Source organism: Serratia sp. 2723 (assembly GCF_050434425.1).
Classification (GTDB): Bacteria; Pseudomonadota; Gammaproteobacteria; order Enterobacterales; family Enterobacteriaceae; genus Chania.
Window position 1 is genome coordinate 62,449 of record NZ_JBNDIN010000014.1, and the last position, 25,294, is coordinate 87,742.

At 56.0% G+C, this 25,294-nt stretch carries 20 protein-coding genes and 1 riboswitch; of the genes, 16 read left to right on the forward strand and 4 right to left on the reverse strand.

Going from position 1 to position 25,294, the window contains the following annotated elements:
• Positions 1–19 precede the first annotated feature (19 nt).
• From fadI to sixA, 3 genes are all read left to right on the forward strand, one after another.
• Complete coding sequence (gene fadI, locus ABIE29_RS19065) at positions 20–1,333, forward strand: acetyl-CoA C-acyltransferase FadI (protein ID WP_429620296.1); 1,314 nt, start codon at positions 20–22, stop codon at positions 1,331–1,333.
• Positions 1,330–3,498: a fatty acid oxidation complex subunit alpha FadJ gene (fadJ, locus tag ABIE29_RS19070; protein ID WP_429620298.1), complete on the forward strand. Its 2,169-nt coding sequence runs from the start codon at positions 1,330–1,332 to the stop codon at positions 3,496–3,498. The genes fadI and fadJ overlap by 4 nt, the downstream gene beginning before the upstream one ends.
• Positions 3,499–3,904: 406 nt before the next feature.
• Positions 3,905–4,387 (forward strand): phosphohistidine phosphatase SixA, encoded by a 483-nt coding sequence (sixA, locus tag ABIE29_RS19075; RefSeq protein WP_429620300.1) that lies wholly within the window; start codon positions 3,905–3,907, stop codon positions 4,385–4,387.
• A gap of 59 nt (positions 4,388–4,446) precedes the next feature.
• Here sixA and ABIE29_RS19080 read toward each other — a convergent pair whose 3' ends face one another.
• From ABIE29_RS19080 to smrB, 3 genes are all read right to left on the reverse strand, one after another.
• Positions 4,447–6,108: a ShlB/FhaC/HecB family hemolysin secretion/activation protein gene (locus tag ABIE29_RS19080; protein ID WP_429620302.1), complete on the reverse strand. Its 1,662-nt coding sequence runs from the start codon at positions 6,106–6,108 to the stop codon at positions 4,447–4,449.
• A 272-nt stretch (positions 6,109–6,380) separates the two neighbouring features.
• Complete coding sequence (locus tag ABIE29_RS19085) at positions 6,381–6,743, reverse strand: hypothetical protein (RefSeq protein WP_429620304.1); 363 nt, start codon at positions 6,741–6,743, stop codon at positions 6,381–6,383.
• A gap of 374 nt (positions 6,744–7,117) precedes the next feature.
• Positions 7,118–7,648: an endonuclease SmrB gene (smrB, locus tag ABIE29_RS19090; RefSeq protein WP_429620306.1), complete on the reverse strand. Its 531-nt coding sequence runs from the start codon at positions 7,646–7,648 to the stop codon at positions 7,118–7,120.
• A gap of 182 nt (positions 7,649–7,830) precedes the next feature.
• Between smrB and prmB the strand changes: the two genes are divergently transcribed.
• From prmB to ABIE29_RS19120, 6 genes are all read left to right on the forward strand, one after another.
• A complete protein-coding gene (prmB, locus tag ABIE29_RS19095; RefSeq protein WP_429620308.1) occupies positions 7,831–8,763 on the forward strand; it encodes a 50S ribosomal protein L3 N(5)-glutamine methyltransferase in 933 nt (310 codons plus the stop codon).
• An 85-nt stretch (positions 8,764–8,848) separates the two neighbouring features.
• Positions 8,849–9,934, forward strand: coding sequence for a chorismate synthase (aroC, locus tag ABIE29_RS19100; protein WP_021806057.1), 1,086 nt, complete (start codon positions 8,849–8,851; stop codon positions 9,932–9,934).
• Between the two features lie 9 nt (positions 9,935–9,943).
• A complete protein-coding gene (gene mepA, locus ABIE29_RS19105; protein ID WP_429620311.1) occupies positions 9,944–10,771 on the forward strand; it encodes a penicillin-insensitive murein endopeptidase in 828 nt (275 codons plus the stop codon).
• 102 nt (positions 10,772–10,873) lie between these two features.
• Positions 10,874–11,674, forward strand: coding sequence for a sulfite exporter TauE/SafE family protein (locus ABIE29_RS19110; protein WP_429620313.1), 801 nt, complete (start codon positions 10,874–10,876; stop codon positions 11,672–11,674).
• A 75-nt stretch (positions 11,675–11,749) separates the two neighbouring features.
• On the forward strand, positions 11,750–12,295 hold the full coding sequence (locus ABIE29_RS19115; RefSeq protein WP_024529154.1) for an elongation factor P hydroxylase: 546 nt from the start codon (positions 11,750–11,752) through the stop codon (positions 12,293–12,295).
• A gap of 32 nt (positions 12,296–12,327) precedes the next feature.
• Entirely contained in the window at positions 12,328–12,609 is a 282-nt protein-coding gene (locus tag ABIE29_RS19120) for a YfcL family protein (protein ID WP_429620315.1), read from the forward strand.
• A gap of 486 nt (positions 12,610–13,095) precedes the next feature.
• On the opposite strand, the gene mnmC is transcribed toward ABIE29_RS19120, so the two are convergent.
• Positions 13,096–15,153 (reverse strand): bifunctional tRNA (5-methylaminomethyl-2-thiouridine)(34)-methyltransferase MnmD/FAD-dependent 5-carboxymethylaminomethyl-2-thiouridine(34) oxidoreductase MnmC, encoded by a 2,058-nt coding sequence (gene mnmC, locus ABIE29_RS19125; protein ID WP_429620317.1) that lies wholly within the window; start codon positions 15,151–15,153, stop codon positions 13,096–13,098.
• Positions 15,154–15,323: 170 nt separating this feature from the next.
• Between mnmC and fabB the strand changes: the two genes are divergently transcribed.
• The 7 genes from fabB (at position 15,324) to ABIE29_RS19160 (ending at position 24,927) form a co-directional block, all read left to right on the forward strand.
• The gene (gene fabB / locus ABIE29_RS19130) at positions 15,324–16,538 is read left to right on the forward strand and encodes a beta-ketoacyl-ACP synthase I (protein WP_021806051.1); all 1,215 of its coding nucleotides are present in this window, start codon (positions 15,324–15,326) and stop codon (positions 16,536–16,538) included.
• A 289-nt stretch (positions 16,539–16,827) separates the two neighbouring features.
• Positions 16,828–16,998: riboswitch (M-box (ykoK) riboswitch) on the forward strand.
• A gap of 59 nt (positions 16,999–17,057) precedes the next feature.
• Positions 17,058–18,068, forward strand: coding sequence for a magnesium transporter (locus tag ABIE29_RS19135; protein WP_429620319.1), 1,011 nt, complete (start codon positions 17,058–17,060; stop codon positions 18,066–18,068).
• A gap of 190 nt (positions 18,069–18,258) precedes the next feature.
• Entirely contained in the window at positions 18,259–18,687 is a 429-nt protein-coding gene (locus ABIE29_RS19140; RefSeq protein WP_429620321.1) for a hypothetical protein, read from the forward strand.
• 70 nt (positions 18,688–18,757) lie between these two features.
• Positions 18,758–19,078, forward strand: coding sequence for a copper-binding protein (locus tag ABIE29_RS19145; protein WP_429620323.1), 321 nt, complete (start codon positions 18,758–18,760; stop codon positions 19,076–19,078).
• Positions 19,079–19,088: 10 nt separating this feature from the next.
• Entirely contained in the window at positions 19,089–20,348 is a 1,260-nt protein-coding gene (locus ABIE29_RS19150) for a TolC family protein (RefSeq protein ID WP_429620325.1), read from the forward strand.
• Positions 20,345–21,787: an efflux RND transporter periplasmic adaptor subunit gene (locus ABIE29_RS19155; protein ID WP_429620327.1), complete on the forward strand. Its 1,443-nt coding sequence runs from the start codon at positions 20,345–20,347 to the stop codon at positions 21,785–21,787. Before ABIE29_RS19150 ends, ABIE29_RS19155 begins: the two co-directional genes overlap by 4 nt.
• On the forward strand, positions 21,784–24,927 hold the full coding sequence (locus ABIE29_RS19160; protein ID WP_429620329.1) for an efflux RND transporter permease subunit: 3,144 nt from the start codon (positions 21,784–21,786) through the stop codon (positions 24,925–24,927). The genes ABIE29_RS19155 and ABIE29_RS19160 overlap by 4 nt, the downstream gene beginning before the upstream one ends.
• The last annotated feature ends 367 nt before the right edge of the window (positions 24,928–25,294 follow it).

Here is a 25,294-nt window from a genome sequence, read left to right on the forward strand (position 1 = left end):
CTACTCTTCAGGAGCGTTTATGAGTAAGGCATTGCCGCTGGTTACCCGTCTCGGCGACCGTATCGCCATTGTTCAAGGGCTGCGTACCCCTTTCGCCAAGCAGGCTACCGCTTATCACGGTATACCTGCGGTCGATCTTGGCAAGACTGCGGTGAGCGAGCTGCTGGCGCGTAGCGGCATCGATCCCGCCCTGATTGAGCAACTGGTATTTGGCCAGGTGGTGCAAATGCCTGAAGCGCCGAACATTGCGCGGGAAATTGTGCTTGGCACCGGCATGAGCGTGCACACCGATGCCTATAGCGTTTCACGTGCCTGTGCCACCAGCTTCCAGGCGATTGCCAACGTGGCGGAAAGTATCATGGCCGGCAGTATCCGTATCGGCATTGCCGGTGGGGCGGATTCTTCCTCCGTGCTGCCGATTGGCGTTAGCAAGGCGCTGGCTCGTACCTTGGTGGACGTCAACAAGGCCCGCACGCTGTCACAGCGCCTGAAGCTGTTCAGTAAGCTTAAGTTCCGCGATCTGATACCGGTGCCGCCCGCCGTAGCGGAATACTCTACCGGCCTGCGCATGGGGGATACCGCCGAGCAAATGGCGAAAACCCACGGCATTACTCGCGAGCAGCAGGATGCTTTGGCACACCGCTCGCATCAACTGGCTGCCAAAGCCTGGCAGCAGGGGCTGTTGCGCGATGAAGTGATGACCGCCTATGTGCCACCGTATAAAACCCCGCTGGCCGAAGATAACAACGTCCGTAAAGATTCCAGCCTGGAGTCTTATGCTCGCTTGAAACCGGCATTCGATCGCCGCCACGGTACCGTCACGGCCGCCAACAGTACGCCACTGACCGATGGTGCGGCAGCGGTGCTGATGATGAGCGAGTCCCGTGCGAAAGAACTTGGCCTGGAGCCTCTAGGCTACCTTCGCAGCTTCGCCTTTGCCGCCATTGATGTCTGGGAGGATATGTTGCTCGGCCCTTCCTATGCCACCCCGTTGGCGCTGGATCGTGCCGGTATTACCCTGGCCGACCTGACCCTGATCGATATGCACGAAGCCTTTGCGGCGCAAACGCTGGCCAACCTGAAAATGTTCGCCAGCACCGAGTTTGCCCAACAGAAGCTGGGGCGTGAGCAGGCGATCGGTGAGGTGGATATGGAAAAATTCAACGTGTTGGGTGGCTCCATCGCCTATGGTCACCCGTTTGCCGCTACTGGCGCACGCATGATCACCCAGACGCTGCACGAGCTTAAACGGCGCGGTGGCGGTCTGGGGCTGGCCACCGCTTGTGCGGCTGGGGGATTAGGTGCGGCGATGATCGTGGAGGTGGACAAATGAGTTTCGAAAACGCATTGCACGAACAGCGTGCCAAGCCTTCGGCATTTCATCTGACCTTGCGCCCGGACAATATTGGCGTGATCACCATCGATGTGCCGGGGGAGAAGGTCAATACGCTGAAGGCGGAGTTTGTTGAGCAGATCAACGACGTGCTGCTCAAGGCACAGCAGCTTGCCACCCTGGAAGGCTTGGTGATCCTGTCCGGCAAGCCAGATTCCTTTATTGCCGGTGCTGATATCACCATGATTGCCGCGTGCCATACGGCCCAAGAGGCACAAACGCTGGCGAAGAAGGGGCAGAGCACGCTGGCACAGATTGCCGCGTTCCCGGTGCCGGTGGTTGCCGCCATTCACGGTGCTTGCCTTGGGGGCGGGCTGGAGTTGGCTTTGGCCTGCCATAGCCGCGTCTGCTCACTGGATGACAAAACGGCGCTCGGCCTGCCGGAAGTACAGTTGGGCTTGCTGCCTGGCTCTGGTGGCACCCAGCGCTTACCCCGCCTGATTGGTGCCAGCAAAGCGTTGGATATAATGCTGACGGGCAGACACGTTCGCGCGCGTCAGGCACTACGTATGGGCCTGGTGGACGAGGCCGTACCGCAATCCATTTTGCTGCAGACCGCTATTGAGCGTGTAAAACAGGGTTGGAAGTCGCGTCGTGCGTTACCGTGGCAGGAGCGCCTGCTGAACGGTCCGTTGGGCAGAAGCCTGCTGTTCAGCATCGTGCGTAAGAAGACCCTGGAGAAAACCCACGGTAACTACCCGGCAGCGGAGCGTATTATTCAAGTGGTGCGCACCGGTCTGGACCAGGGTAGTGCCAGCGGCTATGAAGCGGAGGCCCGCGCCTTTGGTGAGCTGGCGATGTCGCCACAGTCTGCCGCATTACGCAGCCTGTTCTTTGCCTCTACGGCGCTGAAAAAAGAGCGCGGCGGGGATGCTCAACCCCATGAATTACAGCGTGTCGGCGTACTTGGCGGCGGTCTGATGGGCGGCGGTATCGCCTGCGTCACGGCGACTCGAGGTGGACTACCGGTGCGCATTAAAGACGTGAATGAGCAGGGGATCAACCATGCGTTGAAATACACCTGGGATCTGCTGGGAAAGCGGGTACGTAGCAAACGCATGCGTCCGGCAGAGCGTCAGAAACAGATGATGTTGATTTCCGGCAGCACCGATTACAGCGGTTTTGAACGGGTCGACATTGTGGTGGAGGCGGTATTTGAAGATATCGCGCTCAAGCAGCAGATGGTGGCCGATATTGAACGTTATGCCGCGCCGCATACCGTATTTGCTTCCAACACCTCATCATTGCCGATCGGCCAAATCGCGGCGCAGGCGGCCAGGCCGCAGCAGGTTATTGGTCTGCACTACTTTAGCCCGGTGGATAAAATGCCGTTGGTGGAAGTGATCCCGCATGCCACGACCAGCGAACAAACCATTGCCACCACCGTTGCTTTGGCCCACAGGCAGGGGAAAACGGCAATAGTGGTCGCCGATCGTGCTGGTTTTTACGTCAACCGTATTCTTGCCCCTTATATTAATGAGGCGGCGCGCTGTCTGCTGGCAGGCGAGCCGATCGAATCGGTGGATAAGGCTTTGGTCGATTTTGGCTTCCCGGTGGGCCCCATCATGCTGTTGGATGAAGTGGGTATCGACGTCGGCACCAAGATTATCCCGATCCTGACGGCGGAACTGGGGCCACGCTTTGCCGCTCCTGCGGCGTTCGACGCGGTGCTGAAAGACGGTCGCAAAGGGCGCAAGAATGGCCGTGGTTTTTATCTGTACCCGGCCGAGGGCAGCAGGTCACGCCAGAAGCGCAAGAGCGCAGACAGCAGCATCTATCCACTGCTGGGTATCACCGCCAAGGCGCATATTCAGCATGCGGAGATCGCCCAACGCTGTGTGATGATGATGCTCAACGAGGCGGCGCGTTGCCTGGATGAGGGCGTGATCCGCAGCGCACGCGACGGCGATATCGGTGCGGTGTTTGGCATTGGCTTCCCGCCGTTCCTTGGCGGCCCGTTCCGCTATATGGATGAGCTAGGCGCGGAGAAAGTGGTAAAAACCCTGCGCTATCTGCAACAGCAATACGGTGAATATTTTGCTCCTTGTGATCGCCTGCAGCGCATGGCTGAGCAGGGGGAACGCTTCTACCCGCAAGGCAGTTAATCAGCATAGCGGCCCGGTTTGCGCTACAGTTTGATCAGGGCCGCACTGTGATCGCCATCACTCCTTGCAATTAGGACAATCCCGGAGGCTGTACAGGGAGATTGGGGAGGGGTAACGTAGCGTTTTGGTTGGTGACCAACTCAGCGCTACCAAAAATTTCATAGCAACAAGGTTAAAATTTAACCCGTTGAATTGGTTGTTATGTCAGCGATGAATGAGTGTAAAGGCGCAAATGTTGTAAAAAACAGCGTTTTCTTTACGCGAACTTTCAGGCAAAATGCCCGGCCGCCATAGAGAGACGGCGCGTTATCGTTTGAAGCTGGCCTGTGTTCTTGAGTGCAACTCGGCAATACAGCACGCTCGGCGTTTCTGTATAGCGTTATTTTGTCAACAACAGCGGTGCAATATGCAAGTTTTGATTATGCGTCACGGAGAGGCGGCACTTGATGCAGCCAGCGATTCGGTAAGACCTCTTACCGTTTGTGGCCGTGATGAGTCACGTCAGATGGCGGCCTGGTTGAACACCAAGTCTGTGGATATTGAACGAGTGCTGGTCAGCCCCTATTTGCGGGCCGAGCAGACGCTGGAAACGGTACGCGAAGCGTTAACGCTGCCGGAAGGTGAAGAAGTGCTGCCGGAGCTGACTCCAGGGGGCGATGCTGGGCTGGTGAGCTGCTATCTGCAGGCGCTGGCGAAAGAGGGCGTAGGTGCGGTGTTAGTGGTTTCCCATCTACCGCTGGTGGGTTATCTGGTGGCCGAGCTGTGCCCTGGGGAATGCCCGCCAATGTTTGCTACCTCCGCCATCGCTAATGTCGATCTGTCCGAGGATGGCAGCATCGGCAAGTTTGAATGGCAGGTCAGCCCATCACAGGTGATGGCCAAGGTCTGAGCTCAGGGTTCTCACCATCAAAGGGCGATGATAAACATCGCCCTTTGTCATTAGCGTCATCAAAATTGCCACTGTAACGTAAAGCCGAGATTGACCGGGCTGGTGGTAAAATTATCGGGCTTGGACAGCGGCACCCCAACGAAGGCGTCATAACCGACCGCTTTTACCCTCCCTCGAATACCGGCAACGCTACCGAGCAGGTGACCATTGGCAAAATCGTTGCTACTGTCTCCTTTCACCTGGCCATAATCCATACCCAGGTATAATTGCTGCCCCAGTTTTGGCAGGTTTAGGTTCAGGTCATTGCGCAGGAAGTAGCCCTTGTTGGCCATCATATTCATTTCACCGTCAAAGCCACGTACGCTCCAGCGGTTGCCGATACTGAATTGATCCTGGGTGGTCAGTCGGTCCGGACTATATTGCTGGCGAAAGCGGGATTGATAACTCATTGAGAGATCTTGCACGGTAAATGGCGTATAGGTACTGATATCCAGGTTGACGATGCGGCTTGATGGAGCGCTGTCTACCGGTCTTTCGGCACCAAGCCAGGCGGTATCACGCTGGTAGCTCAACATGGCATCGACAATAGACTGGCCGACGTAGTGGCGGTGATTGAACTCAATGCTCCAGTTGGTCATATTACGCTTTTGTAACTGCAGTTCCGTATCGTTCAGATAAAAATGCGAGTTACGCTTGAGTACTTGAAAACTGAGCGTGTTTTTTTGGCTCGCATTGCGATACAAGAGGCGATTTACTTTTAAACTAAGGTTGCGATACTTGCCTCGGTAGGAAAAATCGGTATAGATACCATGGATATTTTGTAAATATTCGCTGCGGCTAGCATATAAATCCAATGACCAGAAGCCGTAGGGCACCGAGTAGTACAAAGAGCCGTTATTAGAATGACGGGTCGATTGGAACTGCAAATCACGGCCTGCAGAAACGTAGAACAGATCGTTCATCGAGGTCGGGTTATCAATATATAAAGCCAGGCCGCTTTGATAACGCCCGGTTTGTTTACTGCCTGAATCATCCAGCCAACCGCCCAAACGCCAGAATGAGGGTTGTTCACGCGTTATTTCCAGGTCGGATTCACCCTCCTTACTGCCTGGGTGGAGTGAAATATTGGCAACGACATCAGGAATGCGCTGCATGTTTTCCAACCCTTGTTCAATAGCACGCAGATCCAGCAGATCCCCTTGGCTGCCAGGGAAGGTGGTGTGCAAGTTGACGTACTTATCGCTGTCATCGGTTAGCCTGACGTTGCCAATGGTGCCGGGCAGGATATCCAGAGTGAGTAGCCCTTCGGACAAATTTTGCTGAGGGATCATTACCCTGGTAGTGATATAGCCATGTCTAATCAGGTTATTTTGTAGGGCGGTCGCAAGCGTTTTGACTCCTTGGATCCCCAGGCAACGCCCTTGCGCCTGGTCTGTCAGTTTGCGTAATGGTAACCAATGAGGGATCTTGTCGCCCTTATTCAGTTCAACCCGTTGTATGGTGAAGCAGGGCTGTTCTTCGGGAAAGTCAATGTGGGTGCTTGGTCCATCGTTACCCGCGGAGCGCACGTCTTTACCTACGGTTTCCAATTGGTTATAGCGTGCTTTTTCCTGCTCCTGCTGGTGGCTCATTTGCTGCTCAATAAATTGGCCATTTTCAGCTGCCTGAACCAGTGGGGTGAGAATAAGCAATAGCCAAGCATTGGGAAAACGAAAACGCATGTTAACTTCCTTATTAATATGATTTTTCTTTAGTCAGGTGCTGCGTGAATAGTCGGTAGGAAATGAAAGGCAGTTGATGGCCTTTTTGAGAGGCCATCAGCCTATTTATTGCCTATCACCCGCCTCAATATTTTGCGGTGCGAATCGATAAACCATTATCTGAACGCGATGCATTAATCACTGCATGTTCACCGACAATGACATTACCGTTCTGATTACCAATAATGGTCGCAGCTATCGTGGTGTTTTCAGCACTTTCAATATGCCCGAATTTATTGGCTATGCCAGTAACCAGGAGTAATGTTGATATTGCCGCTGGAAACAATTCTACTGTGGTCATTATTGAGTGTGGAACTCAGGTTTAGATTCGTGCCACCACCGCTGAATACGCCGTATTCGTTAGTAGGGTTGTTATAGCTATAATTCACTCGATGAGAAGCATTGATATCCAATGCATCCTGAGCCATGATGTTACCTGAGTTGTTATTAATGGTTTTACTCTTAAAGGTCGATGTTTCCCTGGCCATAATAGCATCCTGGGTATTATCCAACGCATACGATACATTAATAACGACGTCATCATGGGTGTTGATGGTAGCGTAGTTATTGTTTACTTCTACCGCATCCAGAGCCACACGGCAGTTGGCTTATGCGCTGTATGATGACGACCTTCCAAGTGGATATTGCCAATCTCAACTCGAGCTTCCCGCATTCTACTTACAATATTCTCCCTGTCTACTTTTGAGTGTTAATACAGGATTATTCTTGTTATTTTCTAAGTCATATCAATGGTTTTTGTTGCAAATGGATTTTAAATAAAAGTCTTTATTTGAAATTCCAGCTTAAAAGCGCTTGGTGTATTTAAGTGGGTATGATACTGGGGGGGGAGAGCTTAAGTTTTTGCCAGGATGGGTAGGGGCTATTTCGTCAAGGTTGTTCTCAACTCATGGCCCCTTCTTGGAACCGTCACTGCGGATTATTTGGCACCGCTAAGTGCCATTCTATATCGCTATTCTGCCAGTTCGATCAACAGCAGTATTGCTGCGCTACCACCCCATTCTTTGGGAGCCTGGTGGAACGCCAGCACGTCCGGGTGTTGCGCTAACCAAAGCGGTGTTTGCTGCTTGAGGATGTGTTTGCCGTGGCCGTGCATCACGCAGGCACAATGCACGTGCTCACGCTTGCAGGCGGCGATCATCGCCCCGAGTTCCTGCTTGGCCTGCATCTGTGTCAAGCCATGCAAATCCAGGAACAGATCCGGCACGTAATCCCCGCGGCGCAGTTTCTTCAACTCATAGTGGCTGTAGCCGGGACGCACATAGCGCGTTGGGCCTTCATCCTCCAACTGCGGCTGAAACTCATCGGAAAAGTAAAAGCTGGCATCCACTTGCTCTTGCAACAGGCGCTGAGGCGCGATCTGCTTGGTTTTCATTTTAGGTTTTGGGTGGACGATAGTGTCCTGCTGTAGCTTCTTTGCTCCAGCTACCGACTCTCTAAAGAGCAATAATTCATCTTTGCTCAGAGGGGGCTTATTCTTCATTATTCGCTCGTCGCCTATCATTTATCGCGCTAGTTTACCTGCTCGAAGGTTTCTGTCGACGCAAAACTGGCACTGAATGCCAACCAGAATGCTGCTACGCTGCTATTGCTGCTGATTTGTCGCAGGCTTCATGGCAAACTACGGGGCTAAATCATGAATCATCGTGCCTGCCGGAGGGCAAATTGGACAAAATTTTCGTCGAAGAAGCAGTGAATGAACTGCACACCATTCAGGATATGCTGCGCTGGGCCGTAAGCCGTTTCAACGCCGCCAATATCTACTATGGCCACGGAACCGATAACCCGTGGGACGAAGCCGTGCAATTGGTTTTGCCCAGCCTGTTCCTGCCGTTGGATATTCCTGAAGATATGCGCACTGCGCGTTTGACCTCCAGCGAGCGTCATCGCATCGTTGAGCGAGTGATCCGCCGTGTCAACGAGCGCATCCCGGTTGCTTACCTGACCAATAAAGCCTGGTTCTGCGACATGGAGTTCTATGTCGATGAGCGCGTGCTGGTACCGCGTTCACCGATTGGTGAACTGATCAACGACCGCTTCAGCGCGCTGATCCCGCATCCGCCACGCCATATCCTGGATATGTGTACCGGCAGTGGCTGTATCGCTATCGCCTGTGGCTATGCTTTCCCGGAAGCGGAAGTGGACGCGGTAGATATCTCCACCGACGTGCTGGCCGTGACCGAGCGTAATATTCAGGCGCACGGCGTGGAACATCAGGTGATCCCGATCCGCTCCGATCTGTTCCGTGATGTGCCCGCGATCCAATACGATCTGATCGTCACCAACCCGCCTTATGTCGATGCGGAAGATATGTCCGACCTGCCGCAAGAGTTCCGCTTCGAGCCGGAGCTGGGGCTGGCCGCAGGCAGCGACGGCCTGAAGCTGGTGCGCCGCATTCTGGCCTGTGCACCAGACTTCCTGAGCGACGACGGCGTGCTGATTTGTGAAGTGGGCAACAGCATGGTACATCTGATGGAACAATATCCGGATATTCCGTTCACCTGGCTGGAGTTTGATAACGGCGGGGACGGCGTATTCATGCTGACGAAACAGCAGCTGATTGACTGCAAGGATCATTTCAGCCTCTACCGCAGCTAACCAACGACCTGGGCCCGCCATAGTGCGGGCCTGTGTGCCCCGTTTTTACGCTGAACGGGATGACAACCAACGGTAAGGAGCCGTGATGGCAGGGAACAGTATTGGGCAGTTTTTCCGCGTCACCACATTTGGTGAATCTCATGGTGTGGCGCTGGGATGTATCGTAGACGGTGTGCCGCCCGGCATTCCGCTGACAGAAGCTGATTTGCAGCACGATCTCGATCGCCGCCGCCCCGGCACTTCGCGCTATACCACCCAGCGCCGCGAGCCGGATCAGGTGCGTATTCTCTCTGGGGTATTCGAAGGTGTCACTACCGGCACCAGCATCGGCCTGATGATCGAAAACACCGATCAGCGCTCGCAAGACTACGGCGCGATCAAAGATGTGTTCCGCCCTGGCCATGCCGATTACACCTACGAACAGAAATACGGCGTGCGTGATTATCGCGGTGGTGGTCGTTCTTCGGCGCGTGAAACCGCGATGCGCGTTGCCGCCGGTGCCATCGCCAAAAAATATCTGGCGCAGAAGTTTGGCGTACAGGTGCGCGGTTATCTGGCGCAGATTGGCGATGTGAGCTGCGAGCTGAAAGATTGGGATCAGGTTGAACAGAACCCGTTCTTCTGCCCGGATCCGGACAAACTGGAGGCTTTGGACGAACTGATGCGCGCGCTGAAAAAAGAGGGCGACTCCATCGGTGCCAAAGTGACCGTAGTGGCGGAAAACGTCCCGGTTGGGTTGGGCGAGCCGGTGTTTGATCGTCTTGATGCCGACTTGGCGCATGCGCTGATGAGCATCAATGCGGTCAAAGGTGTAGAAATCGGCGACGGTTTTGCCGTAGTCACCAAGCGTGGCAGTGAAAACCGTGATGAAATTACCCCTGAAGGATTCCAGAGCAACCACGCTGGCGGCATTCTTGGTGGTATCAGCAGCGGCCAGCCGGTGATTGCCCATCTGGCGCTGAAGCCGACCTCCAGCATCATGGTGCCGGGCCGTACGATCAACCGTCAGGGTGAAGCGGTGGAAATGGTCACCCGTGGCCGCCACGATCCGTGCGTCGGGATCCGTGCGGTGCCGATCGCCGAAGCGATGATGGCGATCGTGCTGATGGATCACCTGCTGCGCCAGCGTGCGCAAAACGGTGATGTGATTTCCGACGTACCACGCTGGTAAGGGACTACGATGAAGAAATGGCTGCTGGGCTTCGCTGCGTTGATCGCTTCCAGCTCCGCCTTGGCGTTAACGCCGTGGCAAAAGATTGACCACCCGGTCAGTGGCACTGCGCAGGCCGTTGGCGGTTTTGCCAACGGTTGTATCATCGGGGCGCACCCGTTGCCACTGAACTCACCGGATTATCAGGTGATGCGTACCGACCAGCGGCGCTACTTTGGCCATCCTGACCTGCTGGCGTTTATTCAACGCCTGAGCAGCCAGGCCAACCAGAAAGCATTGGGCACGGTGTTGATCGGGGATATGGCCATGCCGGCCGGTGGGCGCTTCAGTAGCGGCCATGCCAGCCACCAATCCGGTTTGGACGTGGACATCTGGTTGCAGCTGCCACGCCAACGTTGGAGCGCTCAGCAACTGTTGAAACCGCAGCCGATCGATCTGGTCTCTGGCGACGGTAAGCAGGTAGTGGATCGCCAATGGCAGCCGCAGATCGAATCCTTGATCAAGATGGCGGCGCAGGACAGCGAGGTGACGAGGATCTTCGTTAACCCGGCGATCAAACAGCGTCTGTGCCAGGATGCCGGTGCCGATCGCGCTTGGTTGCATAAGGTCCGCCCTTGGTTTGGGCATCGTGCGCATATGCACGTACGCTTGCGTTGCCCAGCGGGTAGCCTGGAGTGTCTGGATCAGGATGCGCCGCCGGTGGGCGATGGCTGTGGTGCCGAGTTGGCCAGCTGGTTCAAACCGCATCAGCCGAACGCCAATCCGGTCAAGAAGGAGCCGCCACCACCGCCGCCAACCTGTCAGGCGCTGTTGGATAGCCACTTCGCCAATCGCTGATAGCCTGGAAAAAACGCCTCGAATGGGGCGTTTATTTTTTGAGTTTTAAGGCGTAGTGTGTGCGGCAAACAAAGTGGCTCCACTTTTGCAGGCAGACGACTTATGGATGGGCTGGTGTTAGGTCCCGAATTGCTCGGGATACTGTTTTTGGTAGCTATGTTCGCCGGGTTTATCGATTCGATCGCCGGTGGTGGCGGGCTATTGACCGTACCGGCGCTGCTGGCCGTTGGCGTACCGCCCACGCAGGCGCTGGCAACCAATAAATTGCAGTCGGTTGGCGGATCGTTTTCCGCCAGCCTGTACTTTGTTCGCCGTCGCGCTGTCGATCTTAATACCCAGAAGCTGACCATCTTCCTGACGCTGGTGGGGTCGGTGATCGGGGCGGTTCTGGTGCAGCATATGCGTGCCGATATACTGCGCCAGATGTTGCCACTGTTGGTGATCGGCATCGGCGTCTATTTCCTGCTGACGCCACGGCTGGGGGAAAGCGATCGCCAGCGTCGGCTGGGGGCGTTACCCTTTGGCCTGGTTGCCGGGGGCTGCGTCGGGTTCTACGACGGTTTCTTTGGCCCCGGTGCAGGTTCGTTCTATGCCCTGGCCTTTGTGACGCTGTGCGGTTTTAACCTGGCCAAGGCGACCGCCCATGCCAAGGTGTTGAACTTTACCTCCAATCTGGGCAGTCTGGTGCTGTTTATTATCGGCGGCCAAGTGATCTGGAGCATTGGCTTGGTGATGCTGGTAGGGCAGGTGTTCGGTGCCCGTCTTGGAGCACACATGGTGCTGACCAAGGGCCAGAAGCTGATCCGGCCAATGATTGTGGTGGTTTCTTTGATCATGAGCTGCAAATTGCTGTACGACAATCACGGGGCGGAAATCCAGCAGTGGCTGGCGTTGCATTTTTAACATTTCAAAGGGGCGGCAAGCCGAGAGATATCGGCTATAATGGCCTCCTTAATTTTGTGGTTATTTGAGTTTTTTATGCCAAACACACACCAGTATCCGCAACTGATTGAAATCTTTAATCAGTGCTTTAGCGATGAATTCAATACCCGCCTGGTTAAAGGCGACGATGAGCCGATCTATTTGCCTGCCGATGATGAGCTGCCTTATAACCGCATCGTTTTTGCCCACGGTTACTATGCCAGCGGCATGCATGAAATTTCGCACTGGTGTATCGCCGGTGCCGAACGCCGCAAGCTGGTGGACTTCGGTTACTGGTATTGCCCGGATGGGCGCGATGCCCAGACACAGAGTGAATTCGAGGCGGTCGAGATTAACCCGCAGGCACTGGAGTGGATGTTCTGCGTGGCGGCCGGTTTCCCGTTCAACGTCAGCTGCGACAATCTCAGTGGAGATTGCGAGCCGGATCGCATTGGTTTCCAGCGTAAAGTCCGTACCCGGGTGCTGGAATTGCTGGAGCGGGGAATACCCACACGACCTGCGCGCTTTATTCAGGCGCTGCAATCGTTTTACAATACGCCTCCGCTGGCGGCCGAGCATTTTCCCTACCCGGAAGATCTCTGAGGCCAGAGTCTGTTTGTTAACGAGGAAATTTGATGATCGCAGAATTTGAAGCGCGCATTCTGGCGCTGATTGATGACATGGTAGAGCACGCCAGCGATGATGAACTGTTTGCCGGTGGCTACCTGCGTGGTCATCTGACTTTGGCGGTGGCGGAATCGGAAGAACATGCCGAACACAGCGCCGAGCAGCTCAAGGTGCGGGTGCAGAGCAGCCTGGACAAGGCCATCAAGGCCGGGGAACTTTCCCCGCCGGATCAGATGCTGGTGCTGGGCATGTGGGAAAACCTGTATCAGACAGCGTTGCCGACTGAGTAAAACTACCCCTCACCCTAACCCTCTCCCGCAGGGAGAGGGGACCGATCGTGCCACGATTTAATTACGGCATTCGACCTCTATATCGCCCCTGTTACAGATTACCTTCTATACCTGAACACGACACAGAATCAACGCCCTTTCCCTGTGGGGAGCGATCAAGCGGGTCTGAAAAATTCGTGACGCACCTTGAATGAAGGGACGATCCAGTTTGCTGAAATGACCTCTTTACTTCCAAAAGAGCAGGGGCTAACAGCTCCCTCTCCCTGTGGGAGAGAGGGGACCGATCGTGCCACGATTTAATTACGGCATTCGACCTCTATATCGCCCCTGTTACCAGATTACCTTCTATACCTGAACACGACACCGAATCAACGCCCTTTCCCTGTGGGGGCCGATCAAGCGGGTCTGAAAAATTCGTGACGCACCTTGAATGAAGGGACGCTCCAGTTTGCTGAAATGACCTCTTTACTTCCAAAAGAGCAGGGGCTAACAGCTCCCTCTCCCTGTGGGAGAGGGTTGGGGTGAGGGGTCACGTCCTTTCAGCAGTTTCCTGACCCACATGCGGTTTGGATTTAACGCAGCCAACATCTCGCTATCCCCCGGTAAGGGTTCACCAAACAGCTGCGCCGCTAAAATCTCCGCGGCCAACGGCGCCGAGCACAGGCCGCGTGAGCCCAAGGCTCCGATCATAAACAACCCCGGATACATTGGCGCATCTGCAATCGCTTCGCCCCGCTGGCGTTGCTGCTGTAAATCGCCATACAGCGCCAGAGTGGCGTGACAGTCTGGCACGGCACCAACCATCGGCATGTGGTCTCGCGTAGCGCTGCGTACGCCACAGCGTGCCTGCTGGCTGCTGATATCCACCTCTTGCGGCCAACTCTGTTCTGGCAGACAGCGCAGCAGACGATCGCGGTTCTCTTCTTGCTCTGCCTGGCTATATTCAGTGTTTGATTCACCGCGCTGGTAGCTGGCACCAATGCAGTGCTGCTGATTGTCAGGATCCACCGGCGTCAGATAACCGTCGTAACACAGCACCTGCTTTAACTCACTTAAGATTGGGGTGGTGGGAATATGTGAAACCTGGCCGCGCACCGCATATGCAGGTAGTGCGGCGCTAGGTGCCAGAGCGGTAACTTGGTGCCCGTTAGCCAGGATCACCGTCGCATGTTGGTGAGTTTCACCCTCAGCAAAATGCAGCTGCCAACCCTCATCATTGCGGTTCAGATCGGAAAGCGTATGCAGATAGTGGCAAACCAATCCCTGCCGTTCGCCCTGGGCAATCGCGGCACGCGTCAGGTCAGCAGGGCACAGCCAGCCCCCGAGCGAATAGTGAATGCCACCAAACCCCGTATCGATCCCACACAGGGCGCTAAGCGTAGCGCGATCGGCCTGTTGTGCCAGAGTATGTGGCCAGGCAACGGCCAGGATTTTGGCGATCTTCCCCGCGCTTTTCTCGTCATAGGCCAATTGGCTGACTCCACACCACTGGTGATCGAACTCAACCTGCTGTTGCAGCAGGGCGTCATACTGGCGGCGGGCAAAGGGGAAGGCGGCGCTGAAGAAGTTTTCCAGCGCATCGCCCCGGCCATTCAGTAATGGGTACAGCGCCCCCTGACGATTGCCGGATGCGCCTTCTGCGGGCTGTGCATCGGCGCAATACAAGGTAACCCTGGCCCCACGGCGCAATAAGGCCAACGCGGTGAGCGCACTAGCTACGCCGCCGCCAATAATGGCGACATCGTCGGTATTCTCCGCTGCCGGGCGCAGGAACCACGGGCTTGGATTGAGGCTTGCCGGGGTGCCGGCGGGGAGTTGGCCGGTGAGCATCTCGCGTTTCTGGCCAAAGCCTTTGCATTTGCTGACTTCAAACCCGGCCTGCTGCAAGCCACGACGGACAAATCCTGCGGCGGTGAAGGTGGCAAAGCTGCCGCCTGGGCGGGCAAAGCGTGCCATGGTGGCAAACAGCGGTTCGCTCCACATATCGGGGTTTTTGGACGGCGCAAAGCCATCCAGGAACCAGGCGTCAATTTGATCGTTCATGCTGGCGTCAAAGTGTGGCAACAGGGTATTGACGTCACCGAACCATAAATCGAGCGTGATCTGCCCTTCGGCAAGCAGCAGGCGGTGGCACCCTGGCAGCGGCAAAGGCCACTGGGTACGAAGCTCATCGGCAAAGGGGGCCAGTTCTGGCCATTGGGCATGGGCTGCCGCCAGATCGTCCAGCTGCAACGGGTATTTCTCAAAGCTGATAAAATGCAGACGCTGCAAACTCGCCGCCGGTGTCGCCTGCCGAAAACAGGCAAAGGCCTGCCACAGGGTCAGAAAATTCAGTCCGGTACCGAAGCCGGTTTCTGCCACAATAAACAGTGGGCGTGGGTGGTCGCTGAAGCGTTGCGGCAACCGGTTGCCCCCCAGAAAGACGTAGCGGGTTTCCTCCAGCCCATCCTGGTTGGAAAAATAGACGTCATCAAACTGTTTCGAAACAGGTGTACCTTGTTCATTCCAGCTTAGTGCTGCGGTTTGGATGGGGGTATTGCTCACGGTAGGTTGCTCGTCATTCAAGGGATAGGGCGATTTTAACGGGGGTAGCCCCGAGGTGCAAACTGGGTAAAGATAATGCAAAATTATTCTGATCGGACTTGTTCGGCGTACATCTGTACGCTAAAGTGCGATGCAAAATCCCGAATGTAAATTGTGGAAGAGGTACTTGAATGAAACGTGCAGTGATTACTGGCCTGGGAATCGTCTCCAGCATTGGTAACAACCAGCAGGAGGTCCTGGCAAGTCTGCAGGAAGGCCGCTCTGGGATCACCTTCTCTCAGGAGCTGAAAGATTCCGGCATGCGTAGTCACGTATGGGGTGATGTTAAACTCGACACTACCGGTCTGATTGACCGTAAAGTGATGCGCTTTATGAGCGACGCGTCGGTTTACGCCTATCTCTCCATGGAACAAGCGATTCAAGATTCCGGCCTGGCAGCCGATCAGGTTTCCAACGATCGCACCGGTCTGGTGGTCGGTTCCGGTGGTGGTTCTCCACGTAACCAGGTTGCGGGTTCTGACGGTATGCGCGCCAAAGGCCTGCGTGGCGTTGGCCCATACATGGTGACCAAGGCGATGGCATCAGGCGTTTCTGCCTGCCTGGCTACCCCATTCAAAATTCGCGGTGTGAACTATTCCATCAGTTCTGCCTGCGCAACGTCAGCCCACTGCATCGGCCACGCCGTTGAGCTGATCCAACTGGGTAAACAAGACGTCGTCTTTGCTGGCGGTGGTGAAGAGCTGTGCTGGGAAATGGCCTGCGAATTCGACGCCATGGGCGCGCTGTCTACCAGCTATAACGACACGCCAGAAAAAGCCTCCCGTACCTATGACGCAGCGCGTGACGGTTTCGTTATCGCAGGCGGCGGCGGCATGGTAGTGGTTGAGGAGTTGGAGCATGCTCTGGCTCGCGGCGCACATATCTATGCGGAAATCATCGGTTACGGTGCCACTTCAGACGGTGCCGACATGGTGGCTCCATCGGGTGAAGGCGCGGTGCGTTGCATGAAGATGGCGATGCAGGGCGTAGACACACCAATCGACTACATGAACGTACACGGCACCTCCACGCCGGTCGGCGACGTGAAAGAACTGGGCGCGATCCGTGAAGTCTTTGGCGATAACACCCCGGCTATCTCTTCAACCAAAGCCATGACCGGCCACTCACTGGGTGCGGCGGGCGTGCAGGAAGCGATTTATAGCCTGCTGATGGTCGAGCACGGTTTCATTGCGCCAAGCATCAACATCGATAACCTCGATGAGAAGGCGGCTGGCATGAACATCGTGACCGAGCCAACCAAGCGTGAGCTGACCACGGTCATGTCCAACAGCTTCGGTTTCGGCGGCACCAACGCCACGCTGGTAATGCGTAAACTGCAGAAGTAAGCGCAGGGCGTCATATTATCAATCGGGCACCGTAATAGGTGCCCGATTTTTTTTGCGTTTTTACAGCGATACCCTACATCAGTACGAATTAAGATTTCGCAGATCAAAAAAATGACAGCAGATAACTTAAACAGCGGGTGGTTTTTTGTTTAATTTAGCCATCGCCTGAAAGGATAATAAATTAATCCGGTTATTTTTTGGCCCGAATAATAAATAACACCTCAACAAAATACCCCTTTTCCCGATACGAATAACCAAACCAGTCATAATGCCCACGCTTTATCTAGCTTTACGATCTCGTTATGGCGAGGCTCCTATACGAACACAAGTTACCGCTCTAATGGCATCGAGAGAGGCCACCAAGGGTAAAACAAGCATTAGCCGAATCAAGGCATTGCTAAGGTAACTTCCCCCTGGGGATACGTTGTATAGTGCTAAACCCAAGACGTGGGGATCGGCTTGCGCTGTCCTGTCTTGTCGCCTCTATGAGACTCCATCTTTCAATCGGGAGTATCTAGAATGTCACATGTTGTATTGCAAGACCTTTACCAAAATGCCAACTTTGAAGACGACGCCATCGCGCGTTATATGAACAAAAATGTTTTTGTTCTGCATCAAGATCTTTACGTTGGCGAAGCCAGGAAAATATTCGTTAATCAACTTTCCAACGACGATATACCCGCACAAATTTTTATTGAAGACGGCACCAAACTGGTGGGCGTACTTTCGGTTAAACGTTTATTGCAGGAAGAACATAATGGCGAGCGTATCAAGGATATGATGGAGACTACCTTCTTCCATGTCAAACCCACGGACGAACGTGAACATATCGCCGAACTGGTGGACAATAATAATTTAGATATTGTGGCGGTGGTCGAAAATGGCCGTTTGGTCGGGTGCTTAACCGAGCGCGAAATAGCGCAGATTATCGAGGATGAAAATACCGAGGATGCCCATATGCAAGGGGCAAGTCTGCCGCTTGATAAGCCTTACCTTGAAATGACCTCCTTCGAGCTGTGGAAAAAACGTAGCGTGTGGCTGCTGTTGCTGTTCGTCGCCGAAGCTTATACCAGCACGGTTATTCAGCATTTTGAGGAGTCATTGGAAGCGGCGATTGCCCTGGCCTTCTTTATCCCGTTACTGGTGGGTACAGGTGGTAACAGCGGCACGCAAATCACCTCCACCATTGTGCGGGCCATGGCCTTGGGGGAGGTCCGCATGCGTGATGTGGGGCGCGTGCTGCGTAAGGAAATGACGACCTCGGTCATGATCGCGTTAACGCTGGCCTGTGCTGGCGCGTTCCGTGGTTGGATGATGGGGATCGGCTATGAGATTACGCTCATTGTGAGCTTGACTCTGGTTTGTATTACGCTGTGGGCCGCGATTGTCTCTTCCGTGATCCCAATGGCTCTGAAACGCTTCGGTGTGGATCCAGCGGTAGTCTCCGCCCCGTTTATCACCACGCTGATAGACGGCACCGGCTTGATCATCTACTTCAAAATAGCCCAGTGGACCTTGGGACTGAATTAATATGGAAACCGGCGAAAGCCGGTTTTTGCTATGATGAACGGGATTTTTAAGATATGTAGTTGACTGAAATCAAAGCATTTCCAGTTTACAGGATCGTTCTCAGGCTGCTTTGTCAGCGGGTGTAAATTCCGTTCCTGTGACGGTTTTCTGCCGATATACTCGACGCAGTTTCTTACTCTGGAATTTTTGCATGTCGGCTTCGGCGTCCATTTCATTATCCATGCATCGGTTGCGCTTCGCCAAGAAGCAGGCTGGCGTGTGGCTATTGGCCGTCTGCTGGCTACTGCTCAACAGCCAACTGGCGATCGCCAGCCATCACTGTGACCTGCAACTCACCACCGTTGCGCCAGCCGCGCAGCATACGATGCATATGCAGGCCGCCGATCCGCTAGCAAATGAGATGATGCAGGCCGAAGGGCCGCTGTGTGAAAAGCACTGCGTTCCAGATTCGGCACAGCAAGACCACGGTAATCTTGCCCTGGCGGCAGTAATACCCGCCAGCAGTGAACTGCTGGTTGCCGATCCTCAGCCCCAGGAACAGTTCTCACACCTCGATTGGCAAACCCCTCCGATAGCAGGCCCGCCGGCAGAGATCGTCTTCTGCCGCTTCCGTGAATAGCCAAACCAACCGCTTTGCCGTCCAGCACGGCGATCTGAGTTGTTTTTGTCTATTTTATGGAGCTATCGTTATGCGTAATCTGATCACTGCTGTTTTCATCTTTGGGTTGTTCTCTTCATTCGTCTCTGCCGCAGAGATGCAACATCATCAACATGCCAGCCAAGACGCCACCGTCTATCACTCTAAAGGGACCGTTAAGGTCTGGGGTGAGCAGAAAGTGTCGCTCGCCCATCCAGCCATCCCTGCCTTGAACTGGCCGCCGATGACCATGAATTTCCTTCAGCCCCGGCCGCCATTGCCTGCCTTGGCTGCCGGGACTACGGTGGAGTTCAGCTTCCGTCAGGTGGACGGCGGCTATCAGCTGACCGCCATCAGCGCCAGCCAAGACTAACGGGGGCACCATGTCCAGACTACTTTCTCACCCATTGCGGGTGGGCTGGCTGCTGCTCGCCTGTTGGACGGCGAGTGCGCAGGCAACCGACCTGACGTTAGCGCAATCGCTGGCGGCGGCAGAGCGTTATTCCGCCGAGCTTTCGGCCAATCAGCATCAGGTGAATGCGTTGCAAAACATGGCGGATTCGGCGATGGAGCTGCCCGATCCCAAGCTCAAGTTCGGTATTGAAAACGTGCCGGTACAAGGCGGTAACGCCCGGCGTTTGACCCGTGACGGGATGACCATGGAGCGGGTTGGCATCATGCAGGATTACGTCAGCAGCACCAAGCGTCAACGTAAGGCGGACACCCTACGGGCCGAGGCCAATAAAACCGAAGCCAGCAGTGCGACGATCCGCGCCCGCTTGCAGCAGCAGACGGCACAAGCCTGGTTGGAACTGGCGCTGAGCCTGCAGACGCTGAAGGATGCCACAGCCTTGCTCAAAGAAAGTGAAAAGCAAATCGCCGCCCAACATGCCGGAGTGGCCAGCGGCAGTTCACCCGCCGCTAATGTCATCGATGCTCGCTTAACGCTGTTGGCGATGCAGGACCGGCTCAGCGAGGCGCAGCGTGACGTCACCATCGCCCAGGCGCGCTTGACCCAGTTGACCGGGCAGCAGGTTGAGGGGATCGGTGGTCCGTTGCCGCGCTTCGAACGCCTGCCCGCCGAGAGCAATCTGTTACGACAATCCATCAAACAGCATCCGGAGGTGGTGCAGGCCAGCCGTGAGGCCGATGTGGCCAAGGCGCGATCGGCACAGTCAGAGGTGGCCGCCATTCCGGACGTGGGTATAGAGGTGTCATATGGCAAACGGGCCGATGGCTATGAGGATATGGCGGGCGTGATGTTTACCGTCGATCTGCCCCTGTTCCGCTCCCAGCGGCAGGATAAGGACTATGCCGCCGACGTTTCCCGTTCGATGGAGGCCAACGACCAACTGACGTTATTGATCCGCGATCATCAGGCCCAGCTAGATACCCTGCTGGCGCAGTATCAGGCCGCGCAGGCGCAATGGCAGCGTCAACAGCAGCAAGCGATCCCGCTGCAGCAACAGCGTGTGGCGTTGCAACTGGCGCAATACCGCAGTGGTAAAAGCGATCTCTCCTCAGTATTGGAAGCACGCCGGGCCTTGCTCGACAGCCGCCTTAGCGCCGGTAAGGCCGCGCGTGAATTGGCTCAGCTGTGGGCCGCCATCCGTTATCTCACCGTGCAGGAGGCAAAGTCATGAAAATGCGTTTTAGCCTGACGCTGTTAGCCGCCCTATTGGGCGGTGCTATGGGCGGTTACTGGTTTGCCGGGGAAAAAACCGCGGCGCAACCCGCTAGCGGCGGTGATGAACGGCAGGTGCTGTATTGGTACGATCCGATGGTGCCAGGCCAGCGTTTTGACAAGCCGGGCAAATCGCCGTTTATGGATATGCAACTGGTGCCACGCTATGCCGATGAGCAGCAGGATGACGGTGGTGTCACCATCAGCGCCCGTCAGCAGCAGAATCTGGGTGTGCGTACAACGGCTGCACAACTGCGTGAACTGAATTTGCAGCTTGATGCCTATGGCAGCGTTGCCACCGATGAACGCGGCGTGCAGGTCATTGCCGCTCGGGCCAACGGTCTGATAGACAAACTCTATGTGCGTGCCAGCCAGCAGCAGGTAAAGAAAGGGCAAGCGCTGGCACAGCTGTGGATCCCGGACTGGAGCGCCGCACAGCAGGAATACCTGGCGATCCGCAAGCTGGGCGATAGCGCACTGACCTCTGCCGCCCGCCAGCGTCTGGCATTGCAGTTTATGCCTGAAGCCATCATTCGCCAGGTTGAACGCAGTGGCCAACCCCAGACCCGCATTACCATTACCGCACCGGAGAGTGGGTTTATCAACAAACTGGATGCGCGGGAAGGGATGCAGGTCACCGCGACGCAGGGCCTGTTTGAACTGGCCAGTCTCGATCCGGTGTGGATGGTGATTGATTACCCGCAGGCGCAGGCAGGGCTGTTACAGGTTGGCGATGCGGTGGCAGCCAGTTCCGCCAGTTGGCCGGGTGAACGCTTTACCGGGGAGGTTAGCGAGCTGCTGCCTAACGTCGATCCGCTTACCCGCACCTTTAAAGCGCGTATCGTACTGAAAAACCCTCAACAGCGCCTGAAGCCGGGCATGTACTTGCAGGTGCAACTGGCGCAAAACGCCGGGGCCAAGCCGGTGCTGGCTATCCCGCAGGAGGCCCTGATCGGCAGTGGCGATCGCAACCGGGTGCTGGTGGCGGAAGGGAACGGCCACTTTGCTCCGGTTGACGTGGTCGCCGGTCTGGCACAGGACGGCTGGATAGAAATCAAACAGGGTCTGCAAGCCGGGCAACAGGTGGTCACCTCGGGCCAGTTCCTGATTGATTCCGAAGCCAGCATGCGCAGCGCCTTGCCACAGATGGGCGCGCAGGAGGGGGGAAAACAGTATCAGACGCTGGGCGTGGTAGAGGCGGTGGATGGCAGTACCGTTACGCTGTCGCACGATCCGGTCGCAGAGTTGCAATGGCCCGCGATGACCATGGATTTCACCTTGCCTGCGGGCGGCTTACCCGCAGGGATTGGCATCGGCAGTAAGGTGATGTTTCACTTTAGCGTGGATGAAAACGGCTCGCACATCAGCCAGATCATGGCGCAAGGAGGCCACCAATGATCGCCTCCGTGATCCGCTGGTCGATACGCAATCGCCTGTTGGTATTACTGGCTTCGATACTGCTGGCCGGGTGGGGCGTATGGGCGTTGCAGAAGGCACCGCTGGATGCGCTGCCCGATCTCTCTGACGTGCAGGTGATCGTCCGGGCGACCTATCCGGGCAAAGCGCCACAGGTGATCGAGGATCAGGTCACTTACCCGCTGACCACCACCATGCTGACGGTACCGGGAGCCAGTACGGTGCGGGGCTTCTCGATGTTTGGCGATGCCTACGTCTACATTCTGTTTGAAGACGGTACCGATCCTTACTGGGCGCGTTCGCGGGTGTTGGAGTCACTCAGCCAGGTGCAGTCCTCGCTGCCGCCGCAGGTCAAAGTGGCACTGGGGCCGGATGCTACCGGCGTCGGCTGGGTTTATGAGTATGCGCTGGTCGATCGCACTGGCAAACACAGCCTGGCGGATTTGCGCGCCTTGCAGGACTGGACGCTCAAGTTCGAGCTGAAAACCGTGCCTAACGTGGCGGAGGTGGCCAGCGTTGGCGGCATGGTGCGGCAATATCAGGTGATATTAAATCCGCAAAGTATGCGGGCGCTGAATATTACCCATCAGCAGGTGGTGAGCGCCATTCAGGATGCCAACCAGGAAGGCGGCGGTGCGCTGCTGGAAATGGGGGAGGCTGAGTATATGGTACGCACCTCCGGCTACCTGAAAAAACTCGCCGACTTTAATAACGTAGTGATCACCGCCCGCGACGGGGTGCCGATCCTGCTGTCACAGGTCGCAGAACTGCGAGAGGGGCCGGAAATCCGCCGTGGCATGGCAGAGCTCAACGGTGAAGGTGAGGTGGCGGGCGGCATCGTGGTGATGCGCTACGGTAAGAATGCGCTGGAAACCATTAATGCGCTGAAGACCAAGCTACAACAGCTTCAGCACACCCTGCCGCCGGGCGTGGAGATCGTGCCGGTTTACGACCGATCGCAACTGATCGAGCATGCGATCGATACGCTGTCATTCAAGCTGTTGGAAGAGTTCCTGGTGGTCGCGGTGGTGTGCGCCTTGTTCCTGTCCCACTTCCGCTCGGCACTGGTGGCGATGGTGACTCTGCCGCTGGGGATCCTCGGTGCTTTTGTGGTGATGCATTACCAGGGCGTTAATGCCAACATCATGTCGTTGGGGGGGATTGCCATTGCCATCGGCGCAATGGTGGATGCGGCGATCGTGATGATCGAAAACATGCACAAGGTGCTGGAACAGTGGCGGCAACGCCATCCAGGCCAGCAGCCCACCTCAAAAGATTATTGGCACATCTCCGAGCAGGCGGCGGTTGAGGTTGGCCCGGCGCTGTTCTGTAGTCTGTTGATCATCACCCTGTCGTTTATCCCGGTGTTTACGTTACAGGCGCAGGAGGGGCGGATGTTTGCGCCGCTGGCGTTCACCAAAACCTATGCGATGGCGGTATCTGCCGGGTTGGGCATCACGCTGGTGCCGGTGCTGATGGGCTATTTTATCCGGGGCCGCATTCCGGACGAACATGCCAATCCGATCAATCGCGCCTTGATCCGCCTGTATCAGCCGTTGCTGGCGGCGGTGCTGGCACGGCCTAAAACCACCCTGGGGATTTCCGCTCTGCTACTGGTGCTGACCTTATTCCCTCTCAGCCGCCTGGGCAGCGAGTTTATGCCACCATTGGACGAAGGGGATCTGCTGTATATGCCTTCGACTCTGCCGGGGATATCGGCCCGCGAGGCGGCGCGGCTGCTGCAACTGACCGACCGGTTGATCAAAACCGTGCCGGAAGTGGACACGGTATTTGGCAAGGCCGGGCGGGCGGAGACGGCAACCGATCCGGCTCCACTAACCATGTTGGAAACCACCATTCGCTTTAAGCCCCGCGACCAGTGGCGGCCCGGCATGACGATGGACAAGCTGGTGTCCGAACTGGACAGCGTGGTCAAGGTGCCCGGCATTGCCAACGTCTGGGTGCCGCCGATCCGTAACCGTCTGGATATGCTGGCGACCGGCATCAAAAGCCCGGTAGGCATCAAGGTCAACGGCAGCAATATTGCCGATATCGAGCAGGCGGCCAGCCAGATTGAGCAGGTGGTGAAGCAGGTTCCGGGTGTGACTTCCGCGCTGGCGGAGCGCTTGGCTGGAGGGCGCTATGTGGATATCGACATCGATCGCCAGCGTGCGGCGCGTTACGGCGTTTCGGTGAAAGAGCTGCAATCGGTGGTTGCCACGTTGGTAGGAGGTGAAAACATCGCTGAAACCATTGAAGGGCGCGCGCGTTATCCGATCAACGTCCGTTACCCAAGGGAGATCCGTGATTCGCTGCAAAAGCTGCGTGAATTACCGGTAGTGACGGCGACCGGTGGGCAAGTACCGTTGGCAGAACTGGCGGATATTCGCATCACCGAAGGGCCGCCGATGCTGAAAAGCGAGAACGCCCGGCTTTCCGATTGGATCTATGTCGATCTGCGTGGGCGCGATTTGAAATCGGCGGTAGAGGAGATGCAGCGGGTGGTAGAACAGCAGGTGAAGCTGCCTGCCGGGGTTTCCATCAGTTGGTCCGGGCAGTTCGAGTATCTGGAACGCGCCAGCGCCCAGTTGAAGATTGTGCTACCGGTAACGCTGGCGATCATCTTCGTGCTGCTGTTTGTCACCTTCAACAGCGTGAGCGATGCGCTGCTGATCATGGCGACGCTGCCGTTTGCGCTGATTGGCGGGGTCTGGCTGCTGTACCTGCTAGATTACAACCTGTCGGTGGCGGGGGCGGTGGGCTTTATTGCCCTTGCCGGGGTGGCGGCGGAATTTGGCGTGATTATGGTGCTGTACCTGAATCAGGCGCTGGCGAAACATCGTCAACTGGGCCAGCCGTTGAGTCATCAGCAACTGATGGCGGCGATTAGCGAAGGGGCGGTGTTGCGCGTCAGGCCGAAGGTGATGACGGTGGCGACCATTATGGCCGGTTTACTGCCGATTATGTGGGGCGGTGGTGCAGGTTCAGAGGTGATGCAGCGGATTGCCGCACCGATGATTGGCGGCATGGTGAGTGCGCCATTGCTATCGATGCTGGTGATCCCGGCGGTGTATTCGCTGCTGCACCGCAAGGATGAAAAACCCGGTGAGAAAGTGGAGTAATTGGCCCCTCACCCCAACCCTCTCCCACAGGGAGAGGGAGCTGGCACGGTGTTGTGGCAAGGTGCCGTGATCAATCTGTCAGCTGGGTAAAAGGCAATTGATTAGTGCCATGGGCGGGTAAGTTTCTGTAACGAATAATGGAGTAGTACCCAGCCGTTTGTTCCCCTCACCCAGCCCTCTCCCACAGGGAGAGGGAGCTGGCACGGTGTTGTGGCAAGATGCCGTGATCAATCTGTTAGCTGGGTAAAAGGCCGTTGATCAGTGCCATGGTCAGGTAAGTTGCTGTAACGAATAGCGAACTCGAACGGTCCCCTTTCCCTGTGAGAGGGAGCTGGCACGGTGTTGTGGCAAGGTGCCGTGATCATCT

What these genes read in the sequence shown, in the direction of transcription:
- fadI (WP_429620296.1), top strand. Translation starts at nt 20, where the DNA reads ATGAGTAAGGCATTGCCGCTGGTTACCCGTCTCGGCGACCGTATCGCC.
- fadJ (WP_429620298.1), top strand. Translation starts at nt 1,330, where the DNA reads ATGAGTTTCGAAAACGCATTGCACGAACAGCGTGCCAAGCCTTCGGCA.
- sixA (WP_429620300.1), top strand. Translation starts at nt 3,905, where the DNA reads ATGCAAGTTTTGATTATGCGTCACGGAGAGGCGGCACTTGATGCAGCC.
- ABIE29_RS19080 (WP_429620302.1), bottom strand. Translation starts at nt 6,108, where the DNA reads ATGCGTTTTCGTTTTCCCAATGCTTGGCTATTGCTTATTCTCACCCCA.
- smrB (WP_429620306.1), bottom strand. Translation starts at nt 7,648, where the DNA reads ATGAAGAATAAGCCCCCTCTGAGCAAAGATGAATTATTGCTCTTTAGA.
- aroC (WP_021806057.1), top strand. Translation starts at nt 8,849, where the DNA reads ATGGCAGGGAACAGTATTGGGCAGTTTTTCCGCGTCACCACATTTGGT.
- mepA (WP_429620311.1), top strand. Translation starts at nt 9,944, where the DNA reads ATGAAGAAATGGCTGCTGGGCTTCGCTGCGTTGATCGCTTCCAGCTCC.
- ABIE29_RS19110 (WP_429620313.1), top strand. Translation starts at nt 10,874, where the DNA reads ATGGATGGGCTGGTGTTAGGTCCCGAATTGCTCGGGATACTGTTTTTG.
- ABIE29_RS19115 (WP_024529154.1), top strand. Translation starts at nt 11,750, where the DNA reads ATGCCAAACACACACCAGTATCCGCAACTGATTGAAATCTTTAATCAG.
- ABIE29_RS19120 (WP_429620315.1), top strand. Translation starts at nt 12,328, where the DNA reads ATGATCGCAGAATTTGAAGCGCGCATTCTGGCGCTGATTGATGACATG.
- fabB (WP_021806051.1), top strand. Translation starts at nt 15,324, where the DNA reads ATGAAACGTGCAGTGATTACTGGCCTGGGAATCGTCTCCAGCATTGGT.
- ABIE29_RS19135 (WP_429620319.1), top strand. Translation starts at nt 17,058, where the DNA reads ATGTCACATGTTGTATTGCAAGACCTTTACCAAAATGCCAACTTTGAA.
- ABIE29_RS19140 (WP_429620321.1), top strand. Translation starts at nt 18,259, where the DNA reads ATGTCGGCTTCGGCGTCCATTTCATTATCCATGCATCGGTTGCGCTTC.
- ABIE29_RS19145 (WP_429620323.1), top strand. Translation starts at nt 18,758, where the DNA reads ATGCGTAATCTGATCACTGCTGTTTTCATCTTTGGGTTGTTCTCTTCA.
- ABIE29_RS19150 (WP_429620325.1), top strand. Translation starts at nt 19,089, where the DNA reads ATGTCCAGACTACTTTCTCACCCATTGCGGGTGGGCTGGCTGCTGCTC.
- ABIE29_RS19155 (WP_429620327.1), top strand. Translation starts at nt 20,345, where the DNA reads ATGAAAATGCGTTTTAGCCTGACGCTGTTAGCCGCCCTATTGGGCGGT.
- ABIE29_RS19160 (WP_429620329.1), top strand. Translation starts at nt 21,784, where the DNA reads ATGATCGCCTCCGTGATCCGCTGGTCGATACGCAATCGCCTGTTGGTA.